Annotated in this window: 18 protein-coding genes; 13 read left to right on the forward strand and 5 right to left on the reverse strand. The window is 71.6% G+C overall.

The features are described from left to right. Positions 1–36 precede the first annotated feature (36 nt). Complete coding sequence (locus tag ACLLJJ_RS30260) at positions 37–498, forward strand: hypothetical protein (RefSeq protein ID WP_434597210.1); 462 nt, start codon at positions 37–39, stop codon at positions 496–498. Here ACLLJJ_RS30260 and ACLLJJ_RS30265 read toward each other — a convergent pair. Beyond that, positions 425–976: a phosphatase PAP2 family protein gene (locus tag ACLLJJ_RS30265; protein WP_434597213.1), complete on the reverse strand. Its 552-nt coding sequence runs from the start codon at positions 974–976 to the stop codon at positions 425–427. The two genes, ACLLJJ_RS30260 and ACLLJJ_RS30265, sit on opposite strands and share 74 nt — an antisense overlap. A gap of 383 nt (positions 977–1,359) precedes the next feature. Continuing rightward, on the reverse strand, positions 1,360–2,691 hold the full coding sequence (gene gabT / locus ACLLJJ_RS30270) for a 4-aminobutyrate--2-oxoglutarate transaminase (RefSeq protein WP_434597216.1): 1,332 nt from the start codon (positions 2,689–2,691) through the stop codon (positions 1,360–1,362). 271 nt (positions 2,692–2,962) lie between these two features. On the opposite strand from gabT, the gene ACLLJJ_RS30275 reads away from it, so the two are divergent. From ACLLJJ_RS30275 to ACLLJJ_RS30325, 11 genes are all read left to right on the forward strand, one after another. After that, on the forward strand, positions 2,963–5,071 hold the full coding sequence (locus ACLLJJ_RS30275; protein ID WP_434597217.1) for an ATP-binding protein: 2,109 nt from the start codon (positions 2,963–2,965) through the stop codon (positions 5,069–5,071). A 121-nt stretch (positions 5,072–5,192) separates the two neighbouring features. Beyond that, positions 5,193–6,809, forward strand: coding sequence for a PucR family transcriptional regulator (locus ACLLJJ_RS30280; RefSeq protein WP_434597219.1), 1,617 nt, complete (start codon positions 5,193–5,195; stop codon positions 6,807–6,809). Positions 6,810–7,771: 962 nt separating this feature from the next. Beyond that, positions 7,772–9,217: an aldehyde dehydrogenase family protein gene (locus tag ACLLJJ_RS30285; protein ID WP_434597221.1), complete on the forward strand. Its 1,446-nt coding sequence runs from the start codon at positions 7,772–7,774 to the stop codon at positions 9,215–9,217. Positions 9,218–9,380: 163 nt separating this feature from the next. Further along, the gene (locus tag ACLLJJ_RS30290) at positions 9,381–11,327 is read left to right on the forward strand and encodes an acyl-CoA dehydrogenase family protein (protein WP_434597223.1); all 1,947 of its coding nucleotides are present in this window, start codon (positions 9,381–9,383) and stop codon (positions 11,325–11,327) included. Positions 11,328–11,503: 176 nt separating this feature from the next. Continuing rightward, a complete protein-coding gene (locus tag ACLLJJ_RS30295; RefSeq protein ID WP_434597225.1) occupies positions 11,504–12,256 on the forward strand; it encodes a hypothetical protein in 753 nt (250 codons plus the stop codon). Positions 12,257–12,309: 53 nt separating this feature from the next. After that, a complete protein-coding gene (gene dxr, locus ACLLJJ_RS30300; RefSeq protein ID WP_434597227.1) occupies positions 12,310–13,572 on the forward strand; it encodes a 1-deoxy-D-xylulose-5-phosphate reductoisomerase in 1,263 nt (420 codons plus the stop codon). Next, positions 13,569–14,870 carry a M50 family metallopeptidase gene (locus ACLLJJ_RS30305; protein WP_434597229.1) on the forward strand — a complete coding sequence of 434 codons (1,302 nt, stop codon included), beginning with the start codon at positions 13,569–13,571 and terminating at the stop codon, positions 14,868–14,870. The genes dxr and ACLLJJ_RS30305 overlap by 4 nt, the downstream gene beginning before the upstream one ends. Positions 14,871–14,998: 128 nt before the next feature. Then, entirely contained in the window at positions 14,999–16,156 is a 1,158-nt protein-coding gene (ispG, locus tag ACLLJJ_RS30310; protein ID WP_434597231.1) for a flavodoxin-dependent (E)-4-hydroxy-3-methylbut-2-enyl-diphosphate synthase, read from the forward strand. A gap of 130 nt (positions 16,157–16,286) precedes the next feature. Beyond that, complete coding sequence (locus ACLLJJ_RS30315) at positions 16,287–17,129, forward strand: GNAT family N-acetyltransferase (RefSeq protein WP_434597233.1); 843 nt, start codon at positions 16,287–16,289, stop codon at positions 17,127–17,129. 26 nt (positions 17,130–17,155) lie between these two features. Further along, positions 17,156–17,725 (forward strand): GNAT family N-acetyltransferase, encoded by a 570-nt coding sequence (locus ACLLJJ_RS30320; RefSeq protein ID WP_434597235.1) that lies wholly within the window; start codon positions 17,156–17,158, stop codon positions 17,723–17,725. Positions 17,726–17,794: 69 nt separating this feature from the next. After that, positions 17,795–19,489, forward strand: a complete 1,695-nt coding sequence (locus ACLLJJ_RS30325) for a proline--tRNA ligase (protein WP_434597237.1) — start codon at positions 17,795–17,797, stop codon at positions 19,487–19,489. 213 nt (positions 19,490–19,702) lie between these two features. Here the strand turns inward: ACLLJJ_RS30325 and ACLLJJ_RS30330 are convergent, their stop codons facing one another. The 3 genes from ACLLJJ_RS30330 to ACLLJJ_RS30340 all read right to left on the reverse strand — a co-directional run bounded on the left by ACLLJJ_RS30330 (position 19,703) and on the right by ACLLJJ_RS30340 (position 21,674). Beyond that, the gene (locus ACLLJJ_RS30330; protein WP_434597239.1) at positions 19,703–20,599 is read right to left on the reverse strand and encodes an aminoglycoside phosphotransferase family protein; all 897 of its coding nucleotides are present in this window, start codon (positions 20,597–20,599) and stop codon (positions 19,703–19,705) included. A 71-nt stretch (positions 20,600–20,670) separates the two neighbouring features. Beyond that, positions 20,671–21,129: a ferritin-like domain-containing protein gene (locus ACLLJJ_RS30335; protein ID WP_434597242.1), complete on the reverse strand. Its 459-nt coding sequence runs from the start codon at positions 21,127–21,129 to the stop codon at positions 20,671–20,673. Beyond that, positions 21,126–21,674 (reverse strand): hypothetical protein, encoded by a 549-nt coding sequence (locus ACLLJJ_RS30340; RefSeq protein WP_434597244.1) that lies wholly within the window; start codon positions 21,672–21,674, stop codon positions 21,126–21,128. The genes ACLLJJ_RS30335 and ACLLJJ_RS30340 overlap by 4 nt, the downstream gene beginning before the upstream one ends. A 154-nt stretch (positions 21,675–21,828) precedes the next feature. On the opposite strand from ACLLJJ_RS30340, the gene rimP reads away from it, so the two are divergent. Then, positions 21,829–22,362, forward strand: a complete 534-nt coding sequence (rimP, locus tag ACLLJJ_RS30345; protein ID WP_434597247.1) for a ribosome maturation factor RimP — start codon at positions 21,829–21,831, stop codon at positions 22,360–22,362.

Raw genomic sequence — 22,362 nt, forward strand, 5'->3', positions numbered from 1 at the left:
CGTTACCCGTGCACAGGCAGGAATGGAGGCCGAGCGATGACTGGCTCGGGGGCTAAGACCGCGGTGGAGTGGCTCGCATCGGTGGCACGGGATCCCGACGCCTGCCGGTGGGAATGGGAGCGCAACCCCCTGGGGGTCGCTCTCCTTCCCGCCGGCAGGCGCTGGGACGTCCTGATCCTGCCGGGGGAGCTCGGCTGTCCCACGCTCGACATCCTCGCGCGTCTCGTCGACCGGCCGGGCCCCGTCCTCGCCGATTTCGGCGACTCCCGCATGGGCTTCTTCGTGCCGCCGGGCACGGCCGCGCGCTGGGTCGGCACCGGCGTACGGGGCGCGGGACACGGCACCTGGATCGTCGTGCCCCACCCGGGCCGGGCGTCCGGCGGCGGCGTCCGCTGGCTGGTCCTGCCGGACGGCTCGGGCACCCTCACCGATCCGGCGCTGCTCGAACTCGCGATGCACGAGGCGGCGGCGAGTCTCGCCCGGCAGGGCGATGGCTGAGGAGCAGGAGCAGGAGGGCGCACAGGCACCAGCTGCCCAGTACGTCGAGCGGCCAGTGGTAGCCGCGCAGCACCAGGCCGGCGCCGGTCGCCGCCGTGAGGACGAGGGCGGCCGGCAGTACCAGGCGCGCCCGTACGTACGCACAGAGCAGCACGGCCGCGCCGCAGTAGGCCATCATCGACGCGGCGGCGTGCCCCGACGGGTAGTAGCCGGTCTCCGCGGTGAGCGGGCCGGGGCGGGCGATCCAGGACTTGAGCGGGACCACCAGGGCCGGCACGGCCGCCATGGCGAGGACGACGCCGAGCGCGCGGGCGCGGCTGCCGCGCCACAGGGCGTACCCGACCGCCGCGGCCAGGGCGGGCAGCGCGACGGACATGTTGCCGAGATCGGCGAGGAATTCGGTGAGGGCGTTGGGGCCGCGGCCCTCGACGGCCCGGCTGAGCCGCTCGTCCGCGCGCAGCAAGGGGCCCTCGGCCACTACCTGCCAGGTGATCAGCGCGAAGAGCAGGCCGAAGAGCCCGAAGAGGGTGAGGAAGGCGCCAGGCGCCGGGAAGAGGAAAGCCGGCTGCCCCGGAACAGGGGGGGTAGTTCCGAGGCAGCCGCCAGGACCGGATTGCCGTGCACCCCGGGGGGTGTGGGGCGGACGACCGTCCGATCGGTGAGGAGTTCCGGAGCCAGAGGCTCCAGTGGCGTGCGCGAAGGCACGACCAGGGCGGGGCTGGGGACGCTCCGACCTGGATCCACCCGCAGTCCCCTGCGAGCGGGGTGTTTCTCTCATCTGTAGAAACCGTACGGCAGCGAATGGGGGACCGACAGGCGCAACTCCATCCCGCCATTGGCCCCCCACAGCTTCTTCACAGCTCACACCCGGGCGAAAGCCGCCTCGATGATGTCCATGCCCTCGTTCAGCAGGTCCTCGCCGATCACCAGCGGCGGCAGGAAGCGCAGCACATTGCCGTAGGTGCCGCAGGTGAGGACCAGCAGGCCCTCCGCGTGGCACGCCTTGGCAAGGGCGCCGGTGGCCTCCGGGTTGGAGTCCTTCGTGCCGGACTTCACCAGCTCGATCGCGATCATGGCGCCGCGGCCACGGATGTCGCCGACGATGTCGTACTTCTCCTGGATCGCCGCGAGACGGGCCTTCATGACCTCCTCGATGCGCTTGGCCCTCGCGTTGAGGTCGAGCTCCTTCATCGTCTCGATGGCGCCCAGCGCGGCGGCACAGGCCACCGGGTTTCCGCCGTACGTGCCACCCAGGCCACCGCTGTGCGGCGCGTCCATCATCTCGGCGCGGCCGGTGACGGCGGCGAGCGGCAGACCGCCCGCGATGCCCTTGGCGGTGGTGATCAGGTCGGGGACGACGTTCTCGTCCTCGCACGCGAACCACTGGCCGGTGCGGCAGAAGCCGGACTGGATCTCGTCCGCGACGAACACGATCCCGTTGTCCGTGGCGAACTTCGAGATCGCGGGCAGGAAGCCCTTGGCGGGCTCGATGAAGCCGCCCTCGCCGAGCACCGGCTCGATGATGATCGCGGCGACGTTCTCCGCGCCGATCTGCTTGACGATCATGTCGATGGCCTGGGCGGACGCCTCGGCGCCGGCGTTCTCCTCGCCGGTCGGCCAGCGGTAGCCGTAGGCGACCGGGACGCGGTAGATCTCCGGGGCGAACGGGCCGAAGCCGTTCTTGTACGGCATGTTCTTCGCCGTCATGCCCATGGTGAGGTTCGTACGGCCGTGGTAGCCGTGGTCGAAGACGACGACGGCCTGGCGCTTGGTGTACGCACGGGCGATCTTGACGGCGTTCTCGACGGCCTCGGCGCCGGAGTTGAACAGCGCCGACTTCTTCGCGTGGTCGCCCGGGGTCAGCTCGGCGAGCTGCTCACAGACCTCCACATAGCCCTCGTACGGCGTCACCATGAAACAGGTGTGGGTGAAGTCGGCGAGCTGCGCGGACGCGCGGCGCACGACGGCCTCGGCGGACGAGCCGACCGACGTCACTGCGATGCCGGAACCGAAGTCGATCAGGCGGTTGCCGTCGACGTCCTCGATGATCCCGCCGTTCGCGCGCGCGGCGAACACGGGAAGTACGGAGCCCACGCCGCCGGCGACCGCGCCGAGACGGCGGGCCTGCAGCTCCTGGGACTTGGGGCCGGGGATGGCGGTGACGATGCGGCGCTCCTGCGGGATTGCGCTCATGCGGGGCTCCTGGGGGTATTCCGGACGCTTCCTTACTTTTGCAGGCTAGGGGCGGCGGAGCGGCCGGGGCATGTTCCGTTCGGGAGAAGTGGAAGCGCGTCGTTGTCCGCGACGGACATAGCGACCGCCGTGTCGACATCCGGTGCGGCGGATGTGCGTGCCGGACCGCCGGACGCCACGGAGACCGGCCGCACATCGCCTAGATTGAGGCTCTGCGCGCGGCGACACGGGCAGCCACGTAGTGAGCTGGTCAGGGGACGAGGGGCAGCACATGGACACCGAGGGCACACACGACGCACGCGCCACCCGGGCAGCCGCCCCCGTGCCGCGCCCGGCCGGCCCACCGCCCTCGACGCCGCCCGTCCCGCCCACCCCCGCCCACGCCCCGGACAGCGGGCCCTCACTCGGCGAGTGGCTGCGCACCCCGCGGCCCACCGGCGAGCCGGGGGTCTGGGCCTACGGGCACGTGCCACGGCCCGCCGAGGAGCCCGAGGTCGTCCCCGGGCGTCAGCTCGTCAGCGGCGCGCTGATCTCCCTCCTCACCGCCCTGCTGATCTGGTCGCTCTGCTGGAACGGTTACATCTCCTTCTGGCTGTGGCCGCTCTTCTGGTTCACGCCCGGATCCTGGCGCGAGGACGGCGGCAACATGGCCTACGTCTGGGTGTCGTACCTCTACTACGGGCTGTTCGCCCTCCTCCTCGCCGTCGCCTTCGGGCGGCTCGGCCGCTGGGCCGAGGTCGTCCGCCGCTATCTGCTGCCCAAGGCGCCCGCCACCGGACCGGCCCCCGACCCCCGCGTCGACGCCGGATCGGCCGCCGACCCCGCCGAGTGGCCCGAGCTGACCGGCGCTGGACAGACCGAGGCCGCCGGGCTGCTCGCGGGGGAGATCCGCTCCGGGCGGATGAACGACGTCGACTACACCCGCATCCGCCGCGCCTGGCAGTCCGTCCAGGCCGACCCGTCCCGGCTGACGTCCTTCACCGAAACCGTCCTGCGCAACGGCGCCGCCGCCTGCGTCCACCCCTCGGGGGCGCGCGACCTGCCCGTACGCGCCGCCGCGCACGACCTGCGCGCCCGTCAGGTCAGGCTCGGCACCGTCCACCCCGGCGAACGCAACCCGTACTCCCGGCGCGGCACCGGCCTCGCCCTCGACCCGACCCTGCTCGGCACCTCGCTGGTCGCCGTCGGCCCGCCGGGCTCCGGCAAGACCAGCCACCTCGTGCGGCCCGTCGCCGAGTCACTGGCCCTCCAGGCACTCGCGGGACAGGCCGCCGTCATCGCCGTCGGGGCGGTCGGCGCGCAGCTCGGCCCCGACGAGGCGTACGACGTCGTCGTCAAGCTCGGCGACACCACGTCCGCCTACGACCTCGACCTGTACGGCGGGACCACCGACCCCGACGAGGCCGCCGCCGTACTCGCCGAAGGCTTCGTCGGCGACCTGCCCGACGTCGACAGCCGCCGCGCCGCCACCGCCCTGGCCCAGCTCCTCGGCCCGTACCGCGCGGCACACGGGCGCTTTCCCTCCGTACCCGAACTGCGGGAACTCCTCGACGGCGTCCCGACCGCGCTCGCCGCCCTGCGCGAGGCGCTCGACGGCGGCGCGCACTACGCCCTCCAGCGTGAACTCGACGCCCGTGCCCGGCAGTCGGGCGCCCCCGGTGACCCCGGCCTCGCCCTCGCCGACCGCGTCGCTCTCCTCGACCGGCCCGCCTTCGCGTCCTTCTTCGACACCGGCGACAGGGCCCGCCCCTTCTCGCTGCGCTCCCTGGAACACCCGCTGCGCGTCCGCATCGACCTGCCGGAGCGCGGCCACGCCGAGGCCTCCCGGATGCTCGCCCGCATCGTCCTCACCCAGTTCACGGCGAGCGCCGCACACCGCGCCGACCGGTCCCTCTTCGCCTGCCTCGTCCTCGACGACGCCACCCGGACCATCACCACCGAAACGGTGCGCGGCATCCAGCGGCTGCGGTCCGTGAACGCCGGTGCGGTGCTCACCCTGCGCACCCTCGACGACGTACCGGAGAAACTGCACTCCGCTCTGCTCGGCGCCGTCGGCTGCCGGATGGCCTTCTCCGGGGTGACCACCTGGGACGGCAAACGCTTCGCCGAGTCGTGGGGCACCGAGTGGGTCGAGACGCGCGACGTCACCAGCCGCACGGTCTTCGCCGACCAGCCGCTCACCCGCGCCTTCCACGTCTTCCGGCGGATCGTCACCGGCAAGGCCGTGACCACGGACGCGGTGACCGTGCGCAAGGTGGAGCGCGAACGTTGGTCCGCGTCCGACCTCGCCCACTCCGTGCCCGCCGGGCACGCCGTCCTCTCCCTCACCACGGTGCGCGGCGAGCACGCTCCGCCGCTGCTCGTGGACCTGCGGAGCTGACGACGGCCCCGGATCGGCCTCGACCCGGCGCGGCCCACCCGTACGCCCTGGCAGAATTGGCAGTAGCCGTTCATACGGGGCGGCGAAGACGCTCCCCCCTCTGCCGAAAGTTCTCCGGTCCATGCCGCCCACGCTCGCCTCGCTCGTTCACCACCCGGCGCTCAAGCTCACCGTGCGCGCCGGGGAGGATCTGCTGGAGACTCCCGTGCGCTGGGCCCACGCGAGTGAGCTCGCCGACCCCGTTCCCTACATGGAGGGCGGCGAGCTCCTTCTCGTCACCGCCATGAAGCTCGACGCCGAGGACCCGGAAGCGATGCGCCGGTACGTACAGCGGCTGACCGGCGCCGGCGTCGTCGGGCTCGGCTTCGCCATCGGCGTCAACTACGAGGACATTCCGGACGCACTCGTACAGGCGGCGAAGGACGGGAACCTGCCGCTGCTCGCCGTGCCGCGACGCACCCCCTTCATCGCCATCAGCAAGGCCGTCTCCGCGGCCATCGCCGCCGACCAGTACCGGGCCGTGACCGCCGGGTACGAGGCGCAGCGCGACCTGACGAAGGCGGCCCTCGCCGGGGACGGGCCCGCGGAACTGCTGGCCAGGCTCGCCGCGCACGTCAAGGGATGGGCCGCGCTGTACGACGTCTCCGGCGCGGTGGTTGTCGCGGCGCCCGAGTGGGCCGCGCGCCGCGCCGCCCGGCTCACCGCCGACATCGAACGCCTCCAGGAGCGTCCCGCGCCCGCGAGCTCCGTGGTGGGCGGCGGCGGGGCGGACTCGGACCCCGAGGCGGACGACCGGGTCGAGCTCCAGTCGTTGGGCGCGGGGCGGCGGGTGCGGGGCGTTCTGGCGGTCGGCACGGGGGCTCCGCTGGGCATCGCGGAGCGGTACGCCGTCCACTCGGCGATCGCCCTGCTGACACTGACCACGGAGCGGTCGCGGTCCCTGCAGGCGGCGGAGCAGCGGCTCGGCGCGGCGGTGCTGCGGATGCTGCTCGCGGGCGAGCCCGATCACGCGCGGGCGGTGGCGGGGGACCTCTACAGCGGGCTGCTCGACGCGCCGTTTCGCCTGCTGATCGCCGAGCCGGCGGTCTCGGAGACGGAGAGCGAGCCCTCGGGGGCCGACCCCTTGCAGGGCCTCGCCGACGCGATGGAGTCCGCGGCGTCCCGGGCGGGGGAGGCGGTGCTCGTGGTGCCGGACGGGGAGCGGCTCGTTGTCCTCGCGGCGGACGGCGGTGAGGCGGTGGCTGCGTGCACGGCCCACACGGAGGTGCGGCGCGGTACGTCGGCCCGGCCGCTCGAACCGGCCGACGGCGACGAGCTGGTCGTCGGCCTTTCGGCGCCCGCCGGGCCGATCGCGGCGGTGTCCGCTTACAAGCAGGCGGAGCAGGCGCTGTCGGTCGCGAAGCGGCGGGGGCGTTCGCTGGTGGAGCACGAGGAGCTGGCGGCGGGGTCCGTCATGCAGCTGCTCGCGGACGATGCGGTGCGGTCCTTCGCGGACAGCATGCTGCGGGCGCTTCACGAGCACGACGCGACGGGGCGCGGCGATCTGGTGGCCTCGCTGCGGGCGTGGCTGTCGCGGCACGGGCAGTGGGACGCGGCCGCGGCGGACCTGGGGGTGCACCGGCACACGTTGCGTTACCGGATGCGGCGGGTGGAGGAGATCCTGGGGCGCTCGTTGGACGATGCGGATGTGCGGATGGAGCTTTGGCTGGCGCTGAAGGCGACTTCTGCGGGGGTGTGAGTGGGGGCGGTGCGGGGGTGCGTCTGGGGCCGGGGGCCGGGGGCCGGGGCCTCCGGGAGCGGCGTCCGGGACTGCATGATTTAGGCGCACTGCGGGGCATTGGGTCGTGGGCCGGGGAAGAGGCCCACAAATCACGCTTTACGTCCCGAACACCACTCCCTACGACCCCGACCCCCTCCCGCCGTCGAGTCCCGGCTCCTTCCCGCCGACGATGGGTGTCCCGATTCCCTCGCGCCGTCGAATGGGTGGGCGATCTCCTCGCGCCGTCGATTCGTGCGGCGATCCGCTCCGGCCGTCGATGCGTGTCCCGATGCCCCTCGCCGTCGATGGGTGCGACCCCGCGACCGGCGGGTAGTCCGTACGACCGCTCAGGGCCTGGCCGACAGCTGCTGCCGGGTGCCGGGTGCCGGCCCGGGGGTCTGTGGGACGCCCCTCAGTTTCGGGAAGGGGCGGGTAGGGGAAAGCGCGCGCCTGCGCCTACGGAGCGCGCACCACCCGACCCCGACCCAGTCGCCCGCCGCTCCCGGCGCCCCCCAGGGTTCGTACCCGCCCCCGGCGCCCCGGTCCTCGTACCCGCCCGCACATCCGGCGACCCGCGCCCTGGGTACGCTGCCCCGCCCCCGGCGCCCCCGGCGCCCCGGACCCGCACCCCGGACCTCGTACCCCCCGGCGCCCCCGCACCCGTCCGCACATCCGGAGCCCCCAGGCCTCGTCCCCGCGCCCGGCGCCCCGGACCCGCACATCCGGCGACCCGCACCCCCGCCCCCACGCCGCACCCGCCCGCACATCCGGCGACCCGCGCCCCGCACACCGCGCCCCCACGCCGCACCCGCCCGCGCCCCCGCATCCGACAAAGCGGCGTCTCTCGTGGGTGTCGTACTCCACGTCGGACAAACGACCCGGCGGGTCCGCGCCCCTACGGTGGGACGCAGCACCCACCCCACCGAAGGGCCGGAACCACCATGACTTCCACCCACGCCTTCTGGCTCGCCGGCCGCCAGGCCACCGGCGAGGACACCTTCGAGGTGACGTCCCCCTGGGACGGCCGCGTCGTCGGTACCGTGAGCGTTCCCACCGACGCCCAGGTCGAAGAGGCGGTCGCCGCTGCGTACGCCGTCGAGAGCGAGTTCGCGGCGACCCCGGCGCACGTCCGCGCCGCCGCCCTCGATCACGTCAGCCGGCGTCTCGTCGAGCGCACCGAGGAGATCGCCCAGCTGATCTCCGCCGAGAACGGCAAGCCCATCAAGTGGGCCCGCGGTGAGGTCGGCCGCGCCGTCTCCGTGTTCCGGTTCGCCGCCGAGGAGGCCCGCCGCTTCAACGGCGGCGAGGCCCAGCGCCTCGACACCGACGCGGGCGGCGTCGGCCGGCTCGCCCTGACGCGCCGCTTCCCCCGCGGCACCGTCCTGGGCATCGCGCCGTTCAACTTCCCGCTGAACCTGTGCGCCCACAAGATCGCCCCGGCGATCGCCGTCGGCGCTCCCATCATTCTGAAGCCGGCTCCCGCGACGCCGCTGTCCGGGCTGATCCTCGGTGAGCTGCTGGCCGAGACCGATCTGCCGGTCGGATCGTGGTCCGTGCTCCCGGTGGCGAACGAGCGGATGCCTGCCCTGGTGCAGGACGAGCGGCTGCCGGTTATTTCCTTTACCGGGTCCGACAAGGTCGGTTACGCGATCATGGATTCGGTGCCGCGCAAGCACTGCACCCTGGAGCTCGGCGGCAACGGCGCGGCCGTCGTGCTGGGTGACTGGGCCTCCGAGAAGGACCTGGACTGGGCGGCGACCCGTATCGCCACCTTCTCCAACTACCAGGGCGGTCAGTCCTGCATCTCGGTGCAGCGCGTTATTGCCGACTCGTCCGTGTACGAGCGGCTTCTGCCGAAGATCGTCGCGGCCGTGGGCAAGCAGGTCGCCGGTGACCCGTCCGACGCCGCCACCGATGTCGGTCCGCTGGTCAGCGAGGACGCCGCCAAGCGCGTCGAGAGCTGGGTCGACGAGGCCGTTGGCGCGGGTGCGCGGCTGCTCGCGGGCGGTAAGCGCGAGGGTGCGTCGTACGCGCCCACCGTGCTCGCCGATGTGCCGGGCGGTGTGACGCTCGCCGAGGAAGAGGTCTTCGGCCCGGTGCTGACCGTGCGCGAGGTCGACGGTGAGGCCGAGGCGTTCGCCGCGGTCAACGACTCCAAGTACGGCCTCCAGGCCGGCGTCTTCACGCACGACCTGCGGACCGCCTTCCGCGCCCACCGCGCTCTGGAGGTCGGCGGCGTGATCATCGGCGACGTCCCCTCGTACCGCGCGGACCAGATGCCGTACGGCGGCGTCAAGCAGTCCGGCGTCGGCCGTGAGGGCGTGCGTTACGCCATGGACGACTACACGTACGAGCGGGTCATGGTCTTCACCGGCCTCGACCTCTGAGTAACCCCCCTGAACCGGCGGTCGGAGCCCTCTGTGCGGGGGCTCCGGCCGTCGTAGGTCTGGTGGGAACGTCGGACATCGGGTAGTACGGACGAGTAGAACCGGCCGGTAGTACGCAGTCGGCCGGGTCCTTTCCCCGACTCCGCGGCGAGGTGAGCTCCTCATGTCCGCACCACTCGACAAGTCCCAGCAGCCCAAGGTCTCCGAGCGCGAAGCGCGCCGGGTGGCCGAGGCCGCACGCGAACAGGACTGGCGAAAGCCGAGTTTCGCCAAGGAACTCTTCCTCGGCCGCCTACGCCTCGACCTCATCCACCCCCACCCGATGCCGCCCCCCGAAGACGCCCGGCGCGGCGAGGAATTCCTCGCCACCCTGCGCGACTTCTGCGAAACGAAGATCGACAGCGCGCAGATCGAGCGCGAGGCGAAGATCCCCGACGAGGTCATCAACGGCCTCAAGGAACTCGGCGCTCTCGGCATGAAGATCGACACCGAGTACGGCGGCCTGGGCCTCACCCAGGTGTACTACAACAAGGCGCTGGCCCTCGTCGGCTCGGCCAGCCCAGCCCTGGGCGCGCTGCTCTCCGCCCATCAGTCGATCGGCGTACCGCAGCCCCTCAAAATCTTCGGCACCCCGGAGCAGAAGGCCGCGTTCCTGCCGCGGCTGGCCCGTACGGACATTTCCGCGTTCCTGCTCACCGAGCCCGACGTGGGCTCGGACCCGGCCCGCCTGGCGACCACGGCCGTGCCGGACGGCGACACGTATGTGATGGACGGCGTGAAGCTGTGGACCACCAACGGCGTCGTCGCCGATCTGCTGGTCGTCATGGCGCGCGTGCCGAAGTCCGAGGGTCACAAGGGCGGCATCACCGCCTTCGTGGTGGAGGCGGACGCCCCCGGTGTGACCGTCGAGAAGCGCAACGCCTTCATGGGCCTGCGCGGTCTGGAGAACGGCGTCACCCGCTTCCACCAGGTCCGGGTCCCGGCCGAGAACCGCATCGGCGCGGAGGGCGCGGGGCTCAAGATCGCCCTCACCACGCTCAACACGGGCCGCCTCTCGCTGCCCGCGATGTGCGTGGGCGCGGGAAAGTGGTGCCTGAAGATCGCCCGCGAATGGTCCTCCGTGCGCGAGCAGTGGGGCAAGCCCGTGGCGATGCACGAGGCGGTGGGCTCGAAGATCTCGTTCATCGCGGCTACGACGTTCGCGCTCGAAGCCGTCCTCGATCTGTCGTCGCAGATGGCCGACGAGGACCGCAATGACATCCGCATCGAGGCGGCCCTGGCCAAGCTGTACGGCAGCGAAATGGCCTGGCTGATGGCCGACGAGCTTGTCCAGATCCGTGGCGGGCGGGGGTTCGAGACGGCCGACTCCCTGGCGGCGCGCGGCGAGCGGGCGGTCCCCGCCGAGCAGATCCTGCGCGATCTGCGCATCAACCGGATCTTCGAGGGCTCGACGGAGATCATGCACCTGCTGATCGCCCGTGAGGCGGTCGACGCCCACCTGAAGGTGGCGGGCGACATCATCGACCCCGACAAGCCGTTCTCGGCGAAGGCGAAGGCGGGCGCGAACGCGGCCGGTTTCTACGCCAAGTGGCTCCCGAAGCTGGTCACCGGCCCCGGCCAACTGCCGCGCTCGTACGCCGAATTCCGTCCGGCCGGTCACCCGGATCTCTCGGTGCACCTGCGGTACGCGGAACGCACCGCCCGCAAGCTGGCCCGTTCGACCTTCTACGCGATGTCGCGCTGGCAGGGCCGGATGGAGACCAAGCAGGGCTTCCTCGGCCGGATCGTCGACATCGGCGCGGAGCTGTTCGCGATGAGCGCGGCGTGTGTACGCGCCGAGCTGCTGCGGACCACGGAGGACTACGGGCGCGAGGCCTATCAGCTGGCGGACGTCTTCTGCCGGCAGTCCCGCATCCGGGTGGAAGAACTCTTCACCCGGCTGTGGTCCAACACCGACGACCTGGACGGCAAGGTCGTCGAGGGCGTCCTGTCCGGTACGTACACCTGGCTGGAGCAGGGCATCGTCGACCCGAGCGGCGAGGGCCCCTGGATCGCCGAAGCCGCCCCGGGCCCGTCCCAGCACGAGAACGTCCACCGTCCGATCCGCTGACACCCCGCCGGGCCACGGCCGCACAGCCGTGGCCCGGACACCCCCTGCGCGTCCTCGGCCGCGGGGCCGTGGAGCGGCCTCGGGCGACGTATGTGCGAGTGTGACCAGTGACGCCGGACACGCCCGTGCAGCACAATCGAGCCTCACGTACGCGGCGACAGAACCAGGGGTCACAGATGTTCCGGGAGGCAAGGCGGCAGGCCGTGGGCGTCGTGGTGGCCGGGCTCGTGTGTGTGGGCGGCGTCGCATGCGCAGGCTCCGGTGAGCAGGACGGCAAGGCCTCCGCCGAAGCCGTCCGATCCGCTGAGGCAGCCGGCCGCTCGGCCACGCCCGCCGCGCTCACCGGGGCGCAGCTCAAGGCCGCGGCCTTCACCGACGGCGAGAGCGTCGGCACGTACACCGCGTCCGAGTACACCCTCGGCGCCCCGCACAGCGACACCTACACCGCTGCTCCCGCCGTCTGCCAGCCACTGGTCAGTCTCGCCGCGGACGTCACCGCGTACCGGCCGAAGGCAGAGGTCGGCCGCGAGGTCGAGCTCCCCGGCGAGATGCTCGGCCCCACCTTCGCCGTCCAGCTCCGGTCGTACGTGGGTGGCGACGCGGCGCGCGTCATGGAGGACGTCCGCAGGGCGGGCAAGGAGTGCGCCGACGGGTTCACCGAGGAGCGGGCCGTCGCCGAGGGCAAGTACCTCAAGGTCGAGCCCGTGCAGCCGCCCGCCTTCGGGGACGAGGCCAGGGCGTACCACTTCACGATCCTCGACGTGAAGGGCAAGCTCAAGCTTCACGAGTACCTGACGGTCGTACGCTCCGGCTCGGCCACCCTCTCCTTCCGCGGCGAGATCACCGCGACCAAGGACATCGGGGGAGTGCCGCGGGAAATCCTGGACGCCCAGTGGGAAAAGTTCGAGACGGCGGCCCGTCCCCGATGATCCGGACAACCCACAGGGACGCGATGTCCACCCGGTGAGACATTGCGGCAACAATGGGGGGCATGAGCGACAGCCCAGCCCCCCTCGCCGATCCGCACATCGCCTTCGACGCGTCCGAAGGCCGCCGGGACCTCGTCGTCCTCGGCTCCACCGGGTCCATCGGCACCCAGGCCATCGACCTGGTCCTGCGCAACCCCGATCGCTTCCGCGTCACCGCGCTCTCCGCGGCGGGCGGCCGGGTCGGGCTGCTCGCCGAACAGGCGCGGCAGCTGCGGGTACGTACCGTGGCGGTCGCCCGAGAGGACGCGGTGCCCGCGCTGCGCGAGGCGCTGAGCGCGCAGTACGGCGCGGGGGAGCGGGTACCCGAGATCCTCGCGGGGCCCGACGCTGCGAGCGGGCTCGCCGCGTCCGACTGCCACACCGTTCTCAACGGCATCACCGGCTCCATCGGCCTCGCGCCGACCCTCGCCGCCCTCGAAGCGGGCCGCACCCTGGCCCTCGCGAACAAGGAGTCGCTGATCGTCGGCGGCCCCCTGGTGAAGGCGCTGGCCAAGCCCGGCCAGATCATCCCGGTCGACTCCGAGCACGCGGCGCTCTTCCAGGCGCTGGCGGGCGGCACCCGCGCCGATGTGCGCAAGCTCGTCGTCACGGCGTCCGGCGGGCCCTTCCGCGGCCGTACGAAGGCCGAGCTGGCCGAGGTCACCCCCGAGGCGGCCCTCGCGCACCCCACCTGGGCCATGGGCCCGGTCATCACCATCAACTCGGCCACGCTGGTCAACAAGGGGCTTGAGGTCATCGAGGCCCACCTTCTGTACGACATCCCCTTCGAGCGCATCGAGGTCGTCGTCCACCCGCAGTCCTATGTGCACTCCATGGTCGAGTTCACCGACGGGTCCACGCTCGCCCAGGCCACCCCGCCCGACATGCGCGGTCCGATCGCGATCGGCATCGGCTGGCCCGAGCGGGTCCCGGGCGCGGCCCCGGCCTTCGACTGGTCGAAGGCGTCGACCTGGGAGTTCTACCCGCTGGACCAGGACGCGTTCCCGGCCGTGGGACTCGCCCGTCATGTCGGTACGCTCGGAGGTACGGCCCCCGCGGTGTTCAATGCCGCGAACGAGGAGTGCGTCGACGCGTTTCTCGCCGGCAGGCTGCCGTTCAACGGAATCGTGGATACGGTCGCCGAAGTCGTGGCAGAGCATGGCACCCCCGAAACGGGAACCTCGCTCACCGTCGCGGACGTCCTGGAAGCGGAGACCTGGGCACGAGCCCGGGCACGTGAACTTGCGGTACAGGCAACAGCGGAGGCTCGCGCATGACGACGATCCTGTTGACGGTCCTCGGGATAGTCATCTTCTTTGCAGGGCTGCTCTTCTCCATCGGCTGGCACGAGCTGGGGCACCTCTCGACCGCCAAGCTCTTCGGCGTCCGGGTCCCGCAGTACATGGTCGGCTTCGGCCCGACCGTCTGGTCGCGGAAAAAGGGCGACACGGAGTACGGCATCAAGGCGATCCCGCTCGGTGGCTACATCCGCATGATCGGGATGTTCCCGCCCGGTGCGGACGGCCGCATCGAGGCAAGGTCGACGTCACCCTGGCGCGGCATGATCGAGGACGCCCGTTCGGCGGCGTACGAGGAACTGCAGCCCGGTGACGAGACCCGGCTCTTCTACACGCGCAAGCCGTGGAAGCGCGTGATCGTGATGTTCGCCGGTCCCTTCATGAACCTCATCCTCGCCGTGGCGATCTTCGGCGGCGTGATGATGACGATCGGCCTCAACCAGCAGACGACCACGGTCAACGAGGTCGTGCCCTGCGTCGTCGCGCAGAGCGAGAACCGCAGCTGCCGCAAGAGCGACCCCGCGTCGCCCGCCAAGGCGGCCGGCCTGCAGAAGGGCGACAGGATCGTCGCCTTCAACGGCAGGGCCGTCGACGACTGGGCCACGCTGTCGGACCGTATCCGCGACACCGTCGGTCCCGCCACGATCACGGTCGAGCGCGCCGGTGCGCAGCAGGTGCTGCAGGCGACGCTGATCGCCAACAAGGTCGCCAAGAAGGACGACCAGGGGCAGCCGATCGCCGACCAGTACGTCAACGCCGGCTATCTCGGCTTCGGCCCCGGCACGGCCGTGGTGCCGCTGACCTTCGTCGAGTCGGTGGACCGGATGGGCGTCTTCATCGAGTCCGGAGTGGACTCACTCATCGCTCTGCCGTCCAAGGTCCCGGATCTGTGGAACGCGGCGTTCAACGGCGAGGAGCGCAAGGCGGACTCCCCGATGGGCGTGGTCGGCGCGGCCCGCGTCGGCGGCGAGATCTTCGGGCTCGGCCTGCCCGTGGAGAGCATGGTGGGGATGATGCTGTTCCTCATCGCCGGTTTCAACCTCTCGCTGTTCCTCTTCAACATGCTGCCGCTGCTGCCACTCGACGGCGGACACATCGCGGGAGCCCTGTGGGAGTCCCTGCGACGCAACCTGGCGAAGGTCTTCCGGCGCCCCGACCCGGGCCCCTTCGACGTCGCCAAGCTGATGCCGCTCGCCTATGTCGTCGCCGGGATCTTCATCTGCTTCACCGCGCTCGTCCTGGTGGCCGACGTGGTGAATCCCGTACGTATCTCCTGACAACCGGGGGCCACCATCGAGTGGATATGTCGACGTGGTGCGCTCCGGCCATTCGAGGTGACGTAACCTCGAAGACTGGAGCCCGCCGATCTCGGGACCTTGATCCACACCTTGGGGTTGCACAGCAGATGACTGCAATTTCTCTCGGAATGCCTGACGTTCCGACGAAGCTCGCCGACCGGAGGGTCAGCCGCAAGATCCAGGTTGGCACCGTCGCCGTTGGCGGGGATGCGCCTGTTTCGGTGCAGTCGATGACGACGACGCGGACGTCGGACATTGGGGCGACACTGCAGCAGATCGCCGAGTTGACGGCTTCGGGTTGTCAGATCGTGCGGGTGGCGTGTCCGACGCAGGATGATGCGGATGCGTTGGCGACGATCGCGGGGAAGTCGCAGATTCCGGTGATCGCGGACATTCATTTCCAGCCGAAGTATGTGTTCGCGGCGATTGATGCCGGGTGTGCGGCGGTGCGGGTGAATCCGGGCAATATCAAGCAGTTCGACGACAAGGTCAAGGAGATCGCGAAGGCGGCTTCGGCGACGGGGACGCCGATCCGTATCGGGGTCAATGCGGGGTCGTTGGACGCGCGGTTGATGGCGAAGTACGGGAAGGCGACGCCGGAGGCTCTGGTGGAGTCGGCGTTGTGGGAGGCGTCGCTGTTCGAGGAGCACGGGTTCGGTGACATCAAGATCTCGGTGAAGCACAACGATCCGGTGGTGATGGTCAATGCGTACCGGTTGCTGGCGGCGAGGTCGGATTATCCGTTGCATTTGGGTGTGACGGAGGCGGGTCCCGCGTTCCAGGGGACGATCAAGTCGGCGGTGGCTTTCGGTGCGTTGCTGAGCGAGGGCATCGGGGACACGATCCGGGTGTCGTTGTCGGCGCCTCCGGTGGAGGAGGTCAAGGTCGGGCTGCAGATTCTGGAGTCGTTGAATCTGAAGCAGCGGCGGCTGGAGATTGTGTCGTGTCCGTCGTGTGGGCGGGCGCAGGTGGATGTGTACAAGCTGGCGGATCAGGTTGCGGCGGGTCTGGATGGTTTGGAGGTTCCGCTGCGTGTCGCGGTGATGGGCTGTGTGGTGAACGGTCCGGGTGAGGCGCGTGAGGCTGATCTGGGGGTGGCTTCGGGCAATGGCAAGGGGCAGATCTTCGTCAAGGGCGAGATCATCAAGACGGTCCCGGAGTCGAAGATCGTGGAGACCCTCATCGAGGAAGCCATGAAGATCGCCGAACAGATGGAGAAGGACGGCATCGCGTCGGGCGAGCCCGCGGTCTCCGTCAGCGGCTGACCCCGCCCCACCGCATCGACCACCCCCGGAGCCCCGCCGATGGCGCGGCTCCGGGCCGTTTGAGGCACTCCGCGGAAGCGCCAGGTACAGTGCGGAGATCAGCAGACCGTACGGTGAGGCCCCTCACGTGTTGACTCAGACCGCAACCCGGGTCCTCGACCCCGGCGAACTCGGCGCAGCGCTTGCCATCCTTGAGAGCGAGCCCGTCGTCAATGCCTTCGTGACCTCCCGCGTCCAGGTCGCCGGCCTCGACCCGTGGCGGCTCGGCGGTGAGATGTGGGGTTGGTACGCCGACGGCCGGCTGCGCTCGCTGTGCTACTCCGGCGCCAACCTCGTCCCGATCTGCGCCACCCCCGAAGCGGTACGCGCCTTCGCCGAGCGAGCCCGCAGGGCCGGCCGCCGCTGCTCGTCCATCGTCGGCCCCACCGAGCCGACCGCCGAGCTGTGGCGGCTGCTCGAACCGAACTGGGGCCCCGCCCGCGACGTACGCGCGAACCAGCCGCTCATGGTCACTGAGCAGCTGCCGCCCGGCGTCGAGCCCGACCCCGGCGTCCAGCGCATCCACAAGGACCAGCTGGACGTGATCATGCCCGCGTGCGTGGCGATGTTCACCGAGGAGGTCGGCGTCTCGCCGCTGGCCGGCGACGGCGGGCTGCTCTACCAGGCCAGGGTGGCCGAACTGGTCGCCGCCGGGCGGTCCTTCGCCCGTATCGACGACGGCAAGGTCGTCTTCAAGGCCGAGATCGGCGCCGCGACCCCCCAGGCCTGCCAGATCCAGGGCGTCTGGGTGGCCCCCGAATACCGCGGCCGTGGCCTCTCGGAGACCGGCATGGCCGCGGTGCTGCGCCACGCACTGGCCGATGTCGCGCCCGTCGTCAGCCTCTACGTCAACGACTTCAACACCGCGGCCCGCGCGTCGTACCGGAGGGTCGGCTTCCGCGAGGTGGGCGCGTTCATGAGCGTGTTGTTCTGACCCGGCGGCCCAGTAGGGTGCGCTGCATGGCACCTCTCCCCGGCGGCGATCCCCGGACCCCCGACATCGTGGTCGGACCCGTCGATCTCGCCGTGCGTGTGGACGAGGCACTCGCCGTGCAGGCCGTCGCCTTCGGGCTCAGCGAGGACGAGATCGGCGTACGCCGTCACCTCGTCCTGCGGCATCTCCTCAACCCCGGTGCGCTCGCCCTCGGCGCGACGACGCCCGACGGGCGGCTCGTCGGATTCGTGTACGGGATGCCCAACGACCGTACGCACTGGTGGTCGACGGTCGTTCAGCCCTATCTGCGCGACACCGGCCGCGACAGCTGGCTGGACGACTCCTTCGTCATCACCGAGCTGCACGTGCATCCCGGCTTCCAGGCGCGGGGCGTCGGCCGGCAGCTGATCACCATGCTCACGGACGCCGCCGACCAGCCGCGCTCCATCCTCTCGGCCATCGACACCGAGAGCCCGGCCCGCGGGCTGTACCGGACGCTGGGGTACGCGGACCTCGCTCGGCAGGTCCTATTTCCCAGCGCGCCCAAGCCGTACGCCGTCATGGGAGCGCCTCTCCCACTGCCCCGCCGCGCATAACCGATTTCCCGGCGCCCCCGCCGCACGGCTAACCTCCTGCCCATCACACTTTCTTCGCAGGAGTTCACCATGACCCAGGTCCAGCGCATGTCCCGTCTCATGGTCAAAACACTGCGCGACGACCCGGCCGACGCAGAGACGCTCAGCCACAAGCTGCTGGTGCGCGCCGGGTACGTCCGCCGGAACGCGGCGGGGATCTGGTCCTGGCTGCCGCTGGGCAAGCGGGTCCTCGACAACATCTCGCGCGTCGTGCGCGAGGAGATGGACGACATCGGCGCGCAGGAGGTCCTGCTGCCGGCGCTGCTGCCCAAGGAGCCATACGAGGCGAGCGGTCGTTGGCAGGAGTACGGCGACCTGCTGTTCCGCCTCAAGGACCGCAAGGGCGGCGACTACCTCCTCGGACCGACGCACGAGGAGATCTTCACCCAGATCGTCAAGGACCAGTGCACGTCCTACAAGGACCTGCCGGTGATGCTCTACCAGATCCAGACGAAGTACCGCGACGAGGCGCGTCCGCGCTCCGGCGTGCTGCGTGGCCGTGAGTTCCAGATGAAGGACTCGTACTCCTTCGACACCACGGACGAGGGTCTCGCCGAGTCGTACGCCCTGCACCGCGCCGCGTACCAGAAGATCTTCGCGCGCCTCGGCCTCGACTACCGCATCGTGTCCGCGGTCTCCGGCGCGATGGGCGGCTCGGCGTCCGAGGAGTTCCTCGCCCCGGCCGCGGCCGGCGAGGACACCTTCGTGGACTGCCCGGCCTGCGACTACGCGGCCAACACCGAGGCCGTCACCTTCAGCACCCCGGCGGTCGACGGCTCCGCGCACGCACCCGTCGAGGAGCTGGACACCCCGGACACCCCGACGATCGAGACCCTCGCCGCGTACCTGGGCGTACCGGCGTCGGCGACCCTCAAGAACCTGCTGGTCAAGGTCGACGGCGAGATCGTCGCCGTCGGCGTCCCCGGTGACCGGGAGGTCGACCTGGGCAAGCTGGGCGAGCACCTGACGCCCGCCGTCGTCGAGCTGGTGACGGCCGAGGACTTCGAGGGCCGCGACGATCTCGTACGGGGTTACGTCGGCCCGCAGGGTCTCGGCAAGATCCGCTACATCGCCGACCCGCGGGTCGCCCCCGGCACCGCCTGGATCACCGGCGCGAACAAGGACGGCAAGCACGCGAAGAACGTCGTCGCGGGCCGGGACTTCGAGGTCGACGACTACCTCGACGTCGTGGTCGTCGAAGAGGGCGACCCCTGCCCTTCCTGCGGCACCGGCCTCAAGCTGGACCGCGCGATCGAGATCGGTCACATCTTCCAGCTCGGCCGCAAGTATGCCGACACCTTCCAGCTCGACGTGCTCGGCCAGCAGGGCAAGCCGGTCCGCGTCACCATGGGCTCGTACGGCATCGGCGTCTCCCGCGCGGTCGCGGCGCTCGCCGAGCAGACCGCCGACGGGCAGGGCCTGTGCTGGCCCGCCGAGATCGCCCCGGCCGACGTGCACGTCGTGGCGGCGGGCAAGGCGCTCCAGACCGAGCTGGCCGTCGAGGTCGCGGACAAGCTGGCCGCGGCCGGCCTGCGGGTGCTGGTCGACGAGCGGGCGGGTGTCTCGCCGGGTGTGAAGTTCACCGACGCGGAGCTCATCGGCGTACCGAAGATCCTGGTGGCGGGCCGCCGGAGCGCCGAGGGCGTCGTGGAGCTCAAAGACCGCCGGACGGGCGAGCGCGAGGAGCTGACGGTGGACGAGGCGATTGCCCGGCTGACCGCCTGACGCGTCCACAGGTAACGGCGAGGGCCCCGCGCGACTGCGTGGGGCCCTCGCGCGGTCTGTGGTGGGCTGTGGGGGCCGAGCAGGGGTGCGGTGCGGGTTGCCTGCGGCGCGAGTCCCCTACCCGCCCCTTCCTGAAACCGGGGGCGAGCCCCGGGACGCCCTTCGGGTTGAGGTGGACCAAGGTTGTCGGCCCACCCACCCGCAGCCCGCCACCTACAGCCAGCCCGCGAACTCCAGCAGGAGCTCGCCGTCCTGGTCGCGGCCCGCCGCCATCGCCCGTACGCCCGACTCCACCGCGCGAAACAGTGTCCAGCCGTGCAGCCGGGCCCGGTCGACCTCCAGCGAGTCGGCGAGCTTGTTCACCCGTCGGCGGGTGGCCGAGGGGCCGCCGGACGCGGCGACCAGGTCCTCGACCCGGTCGCGGACGAGGCGGGCCAGATCGTACGCCCGCTCGCCGACCAGCGGCTCGGGCCCGACCGCCAGCCATGGCGCCCGGTCGCCGCCGAGCACTTTGCCCTGCCGGAAGTTGCCGTGCAGCAGGAGCAACTCGGCGGCGGACGCGGTCAGCTCGTCGCGCGCCGCGAGCGCCGCGTCCACCAGCGGAGCGAACGCCGGGTCGGCGCCACGCATCGGCTCGGCCTGGCGTGCGGTGCGCTCGGCGACGGTCTCGAAGGAGTGATTCGGGGGCGGCTCGATCCACAGCCGCCGCACCGTGCCGGCCGCCTCCAGCAAAGCCTTGGCCTCCGGCAACGACCGCAGCGAGACCTCCGGGTGCAGCCGCTCCAGGAGCAGCGAGCAGTCGTCCGCCTCGTCGTCGAGGAGCTTGACCACGCCCCAGCCGTTCCAGTGCGCCAGGGCGGCCCGCTCCAGGTCGGCCCCGGTCCGCTCGGGGGCGATCTTCAGCGCCGCGGGGCTGCCGTCCTGCTGCCGCACGAGAATGACCAGGCTGCTCCGGCCGCCCGGTGCCTGCACCCGCTCGACGTCCAGCTTCCGCCGCGACAGTGCCTCCTCGGCGATCCCGGGCAGCCGCCCGAGCCAGTCTGCGGCGGCACTGTCCCCGTGCGCCTCGCCGAGCGCCCGTACAAGCCGCTGCGGCGGTTCGAAAGCCATACGTGTGGTGTCCCCTTCAGAAGGCGATTCATGAGCCGATCAGCGCAGCCGGTCCGAAGCGGGGCCCGGCCTCACTGCGTGCGGCTCACGGCCGAGGTGGTCAGCTCGGCGAGCCCAGGAAAGGCTACGCTGCGTCCCCGCCAGCGCACGGCGCGCACTGCCGCCTCCCGCAGGGCCCCCGCCGCCTCGCGTCGCAGCGCGCCCCCGGCGGCCCGCACGAGATCGGAGTAGACGCCGGCCACCCGGTCCTCCAGCTCCGCCGCGAGCCGTACCGCCGCCGCCGCGTCCGGCACCGGAAACGGCAGCGCGTACGCCGCCGCCGCGGCCACCGGCGTCGCGCCCAGGTCCCGCACGGTCCGCTCCAGCGCGTCACGCCGGGCGCGGTGGGCGTCGTACGCCTCCCGGGCCTCGCTCCCACGGTCGTCGCCGACCCGGCCGCCGACGACCCCGTACCCGTACACGGCGGCGTGCTCGGCGGCGAGCGCGGCCTGCACGGCCTGCGTCGGGTCCGGGGCGGCGCCGCTGCTCACTTGGGGTCCCCCTCGGTCAGCAGATACGCGTGGGCGGCGCCGGCCGCCGCGACGGAGGCCAGCAGCCGGGCCAGCTCGGGCGGGGCGCCCACGAGCGCCGCACCGTGCGTGTCGGCGCAGCGGCGCTCCGCCGCGGCCAGCTCCTTGAGCGCCGTCCTGCGCTCGGGGGCGACGGCCGGAGCCGGCGCGGGGGTCGCCTTCGACCGAGACGGGGACGGGGATGAGGGCGCGGGGGCTGCCGGGCCCCGCAGCGCGTCCGCCTGTTCGGCCACCGCCCCGCGCAGCGGCTTCAGCCGGTCCGACGCGGCGGGATGCGCGGCGATGACGGCGTCGTAGTGCGCCAGCAGCTCGCGGCGGGTCCGTGCGGCGTTCCGGCGCAGCACCTTCTCCGCCGCCGCCGATTCCGCGGCGCTGCGGGCGCCCGGGGCCGAGCCCTCCCTGCCGCGCGGACCGGAGTCCTCCGCGCAAGCGGAGGTCAGCAGTCCGGCCGCCGCGGCCCCGGTCACGCCGAGCGCACGCCTGCGTGTCGTTCCCGTGCGCCGCACGTGTGTCTCCCTCTGGGCTCTGCGGTGATCACCGCAGGCGAGCGTACCTGCGGGTCCGCAGGAGGCGGACGGCAACACCCCCCGGGACCGGATACCCTTTGATCTGACACGCGACGATCCACACAACAGCACACGCGGCCGAGGAGTCACCCGGATGAGCACCACCCAGAGCGACAGGCTGCGCGGACTCCTGGAACCACTGGTCAGCGCAGAGGGCCTCGATCTGGAAGACATCGAGGTGTCCCGGGCGGGCAAGCGCCGCATGCTGCGCATCACTGTGGACTCCGACGACGGCGTGGAGCTGGACACCTGTGCCGAGCTGAGCCGCGCCATCTCCGAGAAGCTCGACGAGACGGACGCGATGGGTGAGGACGAGTACGTCCTCGAAGTCGGCTCGCCGGGTGCGGACCGCCCGCTGACGGAGCACCGCCATTACGTACGCGCCACCGGTCGCCTGGTGAAGCTCCAGCTCAACGGGCCCCCCGAGGCCGATGCGGCCGCTGCGGCCGACCCGGCCGAAGAGCTGATCGCGCGCGTTCTGACTGTGGACGACGAGGGACTCGACCTCGAAGTGCCGGGCGTCAAGGGGCGCAAGCCCAAGGCCCGTCGGGTCGCCTTCGCTGAGATCGCCAAGGCCCGCGTCGAGATCGAGTTCAACCGCAAGGACAAGAAGGAAGAGGAGGCGTAG

The sequence above is a fragment of the Streptomyces sp. A5-4 genome, from assembly GCF_051131715.1.
Lineage (GTDB): Bacteria > Actinomycetota > Actinomycetes > Streptomycetales > Streptomycetaceae > Streptomyces.

Excerpts from the sequence above, each read along its gene's own strand:
- ACLLJJ_RS30260 (WP_434597210.1), top strand. The coding sequence starts at position 37 with ATGACTGGCTCGGGGGCTAAGACCGCGGTGGAGTGGCTCGCATCGGTG.
- gabT (WP_434597216.1), bottom strand. The coding sequence starts at position 2,691 with ATGAGCGCAATCCCGCAGGAGCGCCGCATCGTCACCGCCATCCCCGGC.
- ACLLJJ_RS30275 (WP_434597217.1), top strand. The coding sequence starts at position 2,963 with ATGGACACCGAGGGCACACACGACGCACGCGCCACCCGGGCAGCCGCC.
- ACLLJJ_RS30280 (WP_434597219.1), top strand. The coding sequence starts at position 5,193 with ATGCCGCCCACGCTCGCCTCGCTCGTTCACCACCCGGCGCTCAAGCTC.
- ACLLJJ_RS30285 (WP_434597221.1), top strand. The coding sequence starts at position 7,772 with ATGACTTCCACCCACGCCTTCTGGCTCGCCGGCCGCCAGGCCACCGGC.
- ACLLJJ_RS30290 (WP_434597223.1), top strand. The coding sequence starts at position 9,381 with ATGTCCGCACCACTCGACAAGTCCCAGCAGCCCAAGGTCTCCGAGCGC.
- ACLLJJ_RS30295 (WP_434597225.1), top strand. The coding sequence starts at position 11,504 with ATGTTCCGGGAGGCAAGGCGGCAGGCCGTGGGCGTCGTGGTGGCCGGG.
- dxr (WP_434597227.1), top strand. The coding sequence starts at position 12,310 with ATGGGGGGCATGAGCGACAGCCCAGCCCCCCTCGCCGATCCGCACATC.
- ACLLJJ_RS30305 (WP_434597229.1), top strand. The coding sequence starts at position 13,569 with ATGACGACGATCCTGTTGACGGTCCTCGGGATAGTCATCTTCTTTGCA.
- ispG (WP_434597231.1), top strand. The coding sequence starts at position 14,999 with ATGACTGCAATTTCTCTCGGAATGCCTGACGTTCCGACGAAGCTCGCC.
- ACLLJJ_RS30320 (WP_434597235.1), top strand. The coding sequence starts at position 17,156 with ATGGCACCTCTCCCCGGCGGCGATCCCCGGACCCCCGACATCGTGGTC.
- ACLLJJ_RS30325 (WP_434597237.1), top strand. The coding sequence starts at position 17,795 with ATGACCCAGGTCCAGCGCATGTCCCGTCTCATGGTCAAAACACTGCGC.
- ACLLJJ_RS30330 (WP_434597239.1), bottom strand. The coding sequence starts at position 20,599 with ATGGCTTTCGAACCGCCGCAGCGGCTTGTACGGGCGCTCGGCGAGGCG.
- rimP (WP_434597247.1), top strand. The coding sequence starts at position 21,829 with ATGAGCACCACCCAGAGCGACAGGCTGCGCGGACTCCTGGAACCACTG.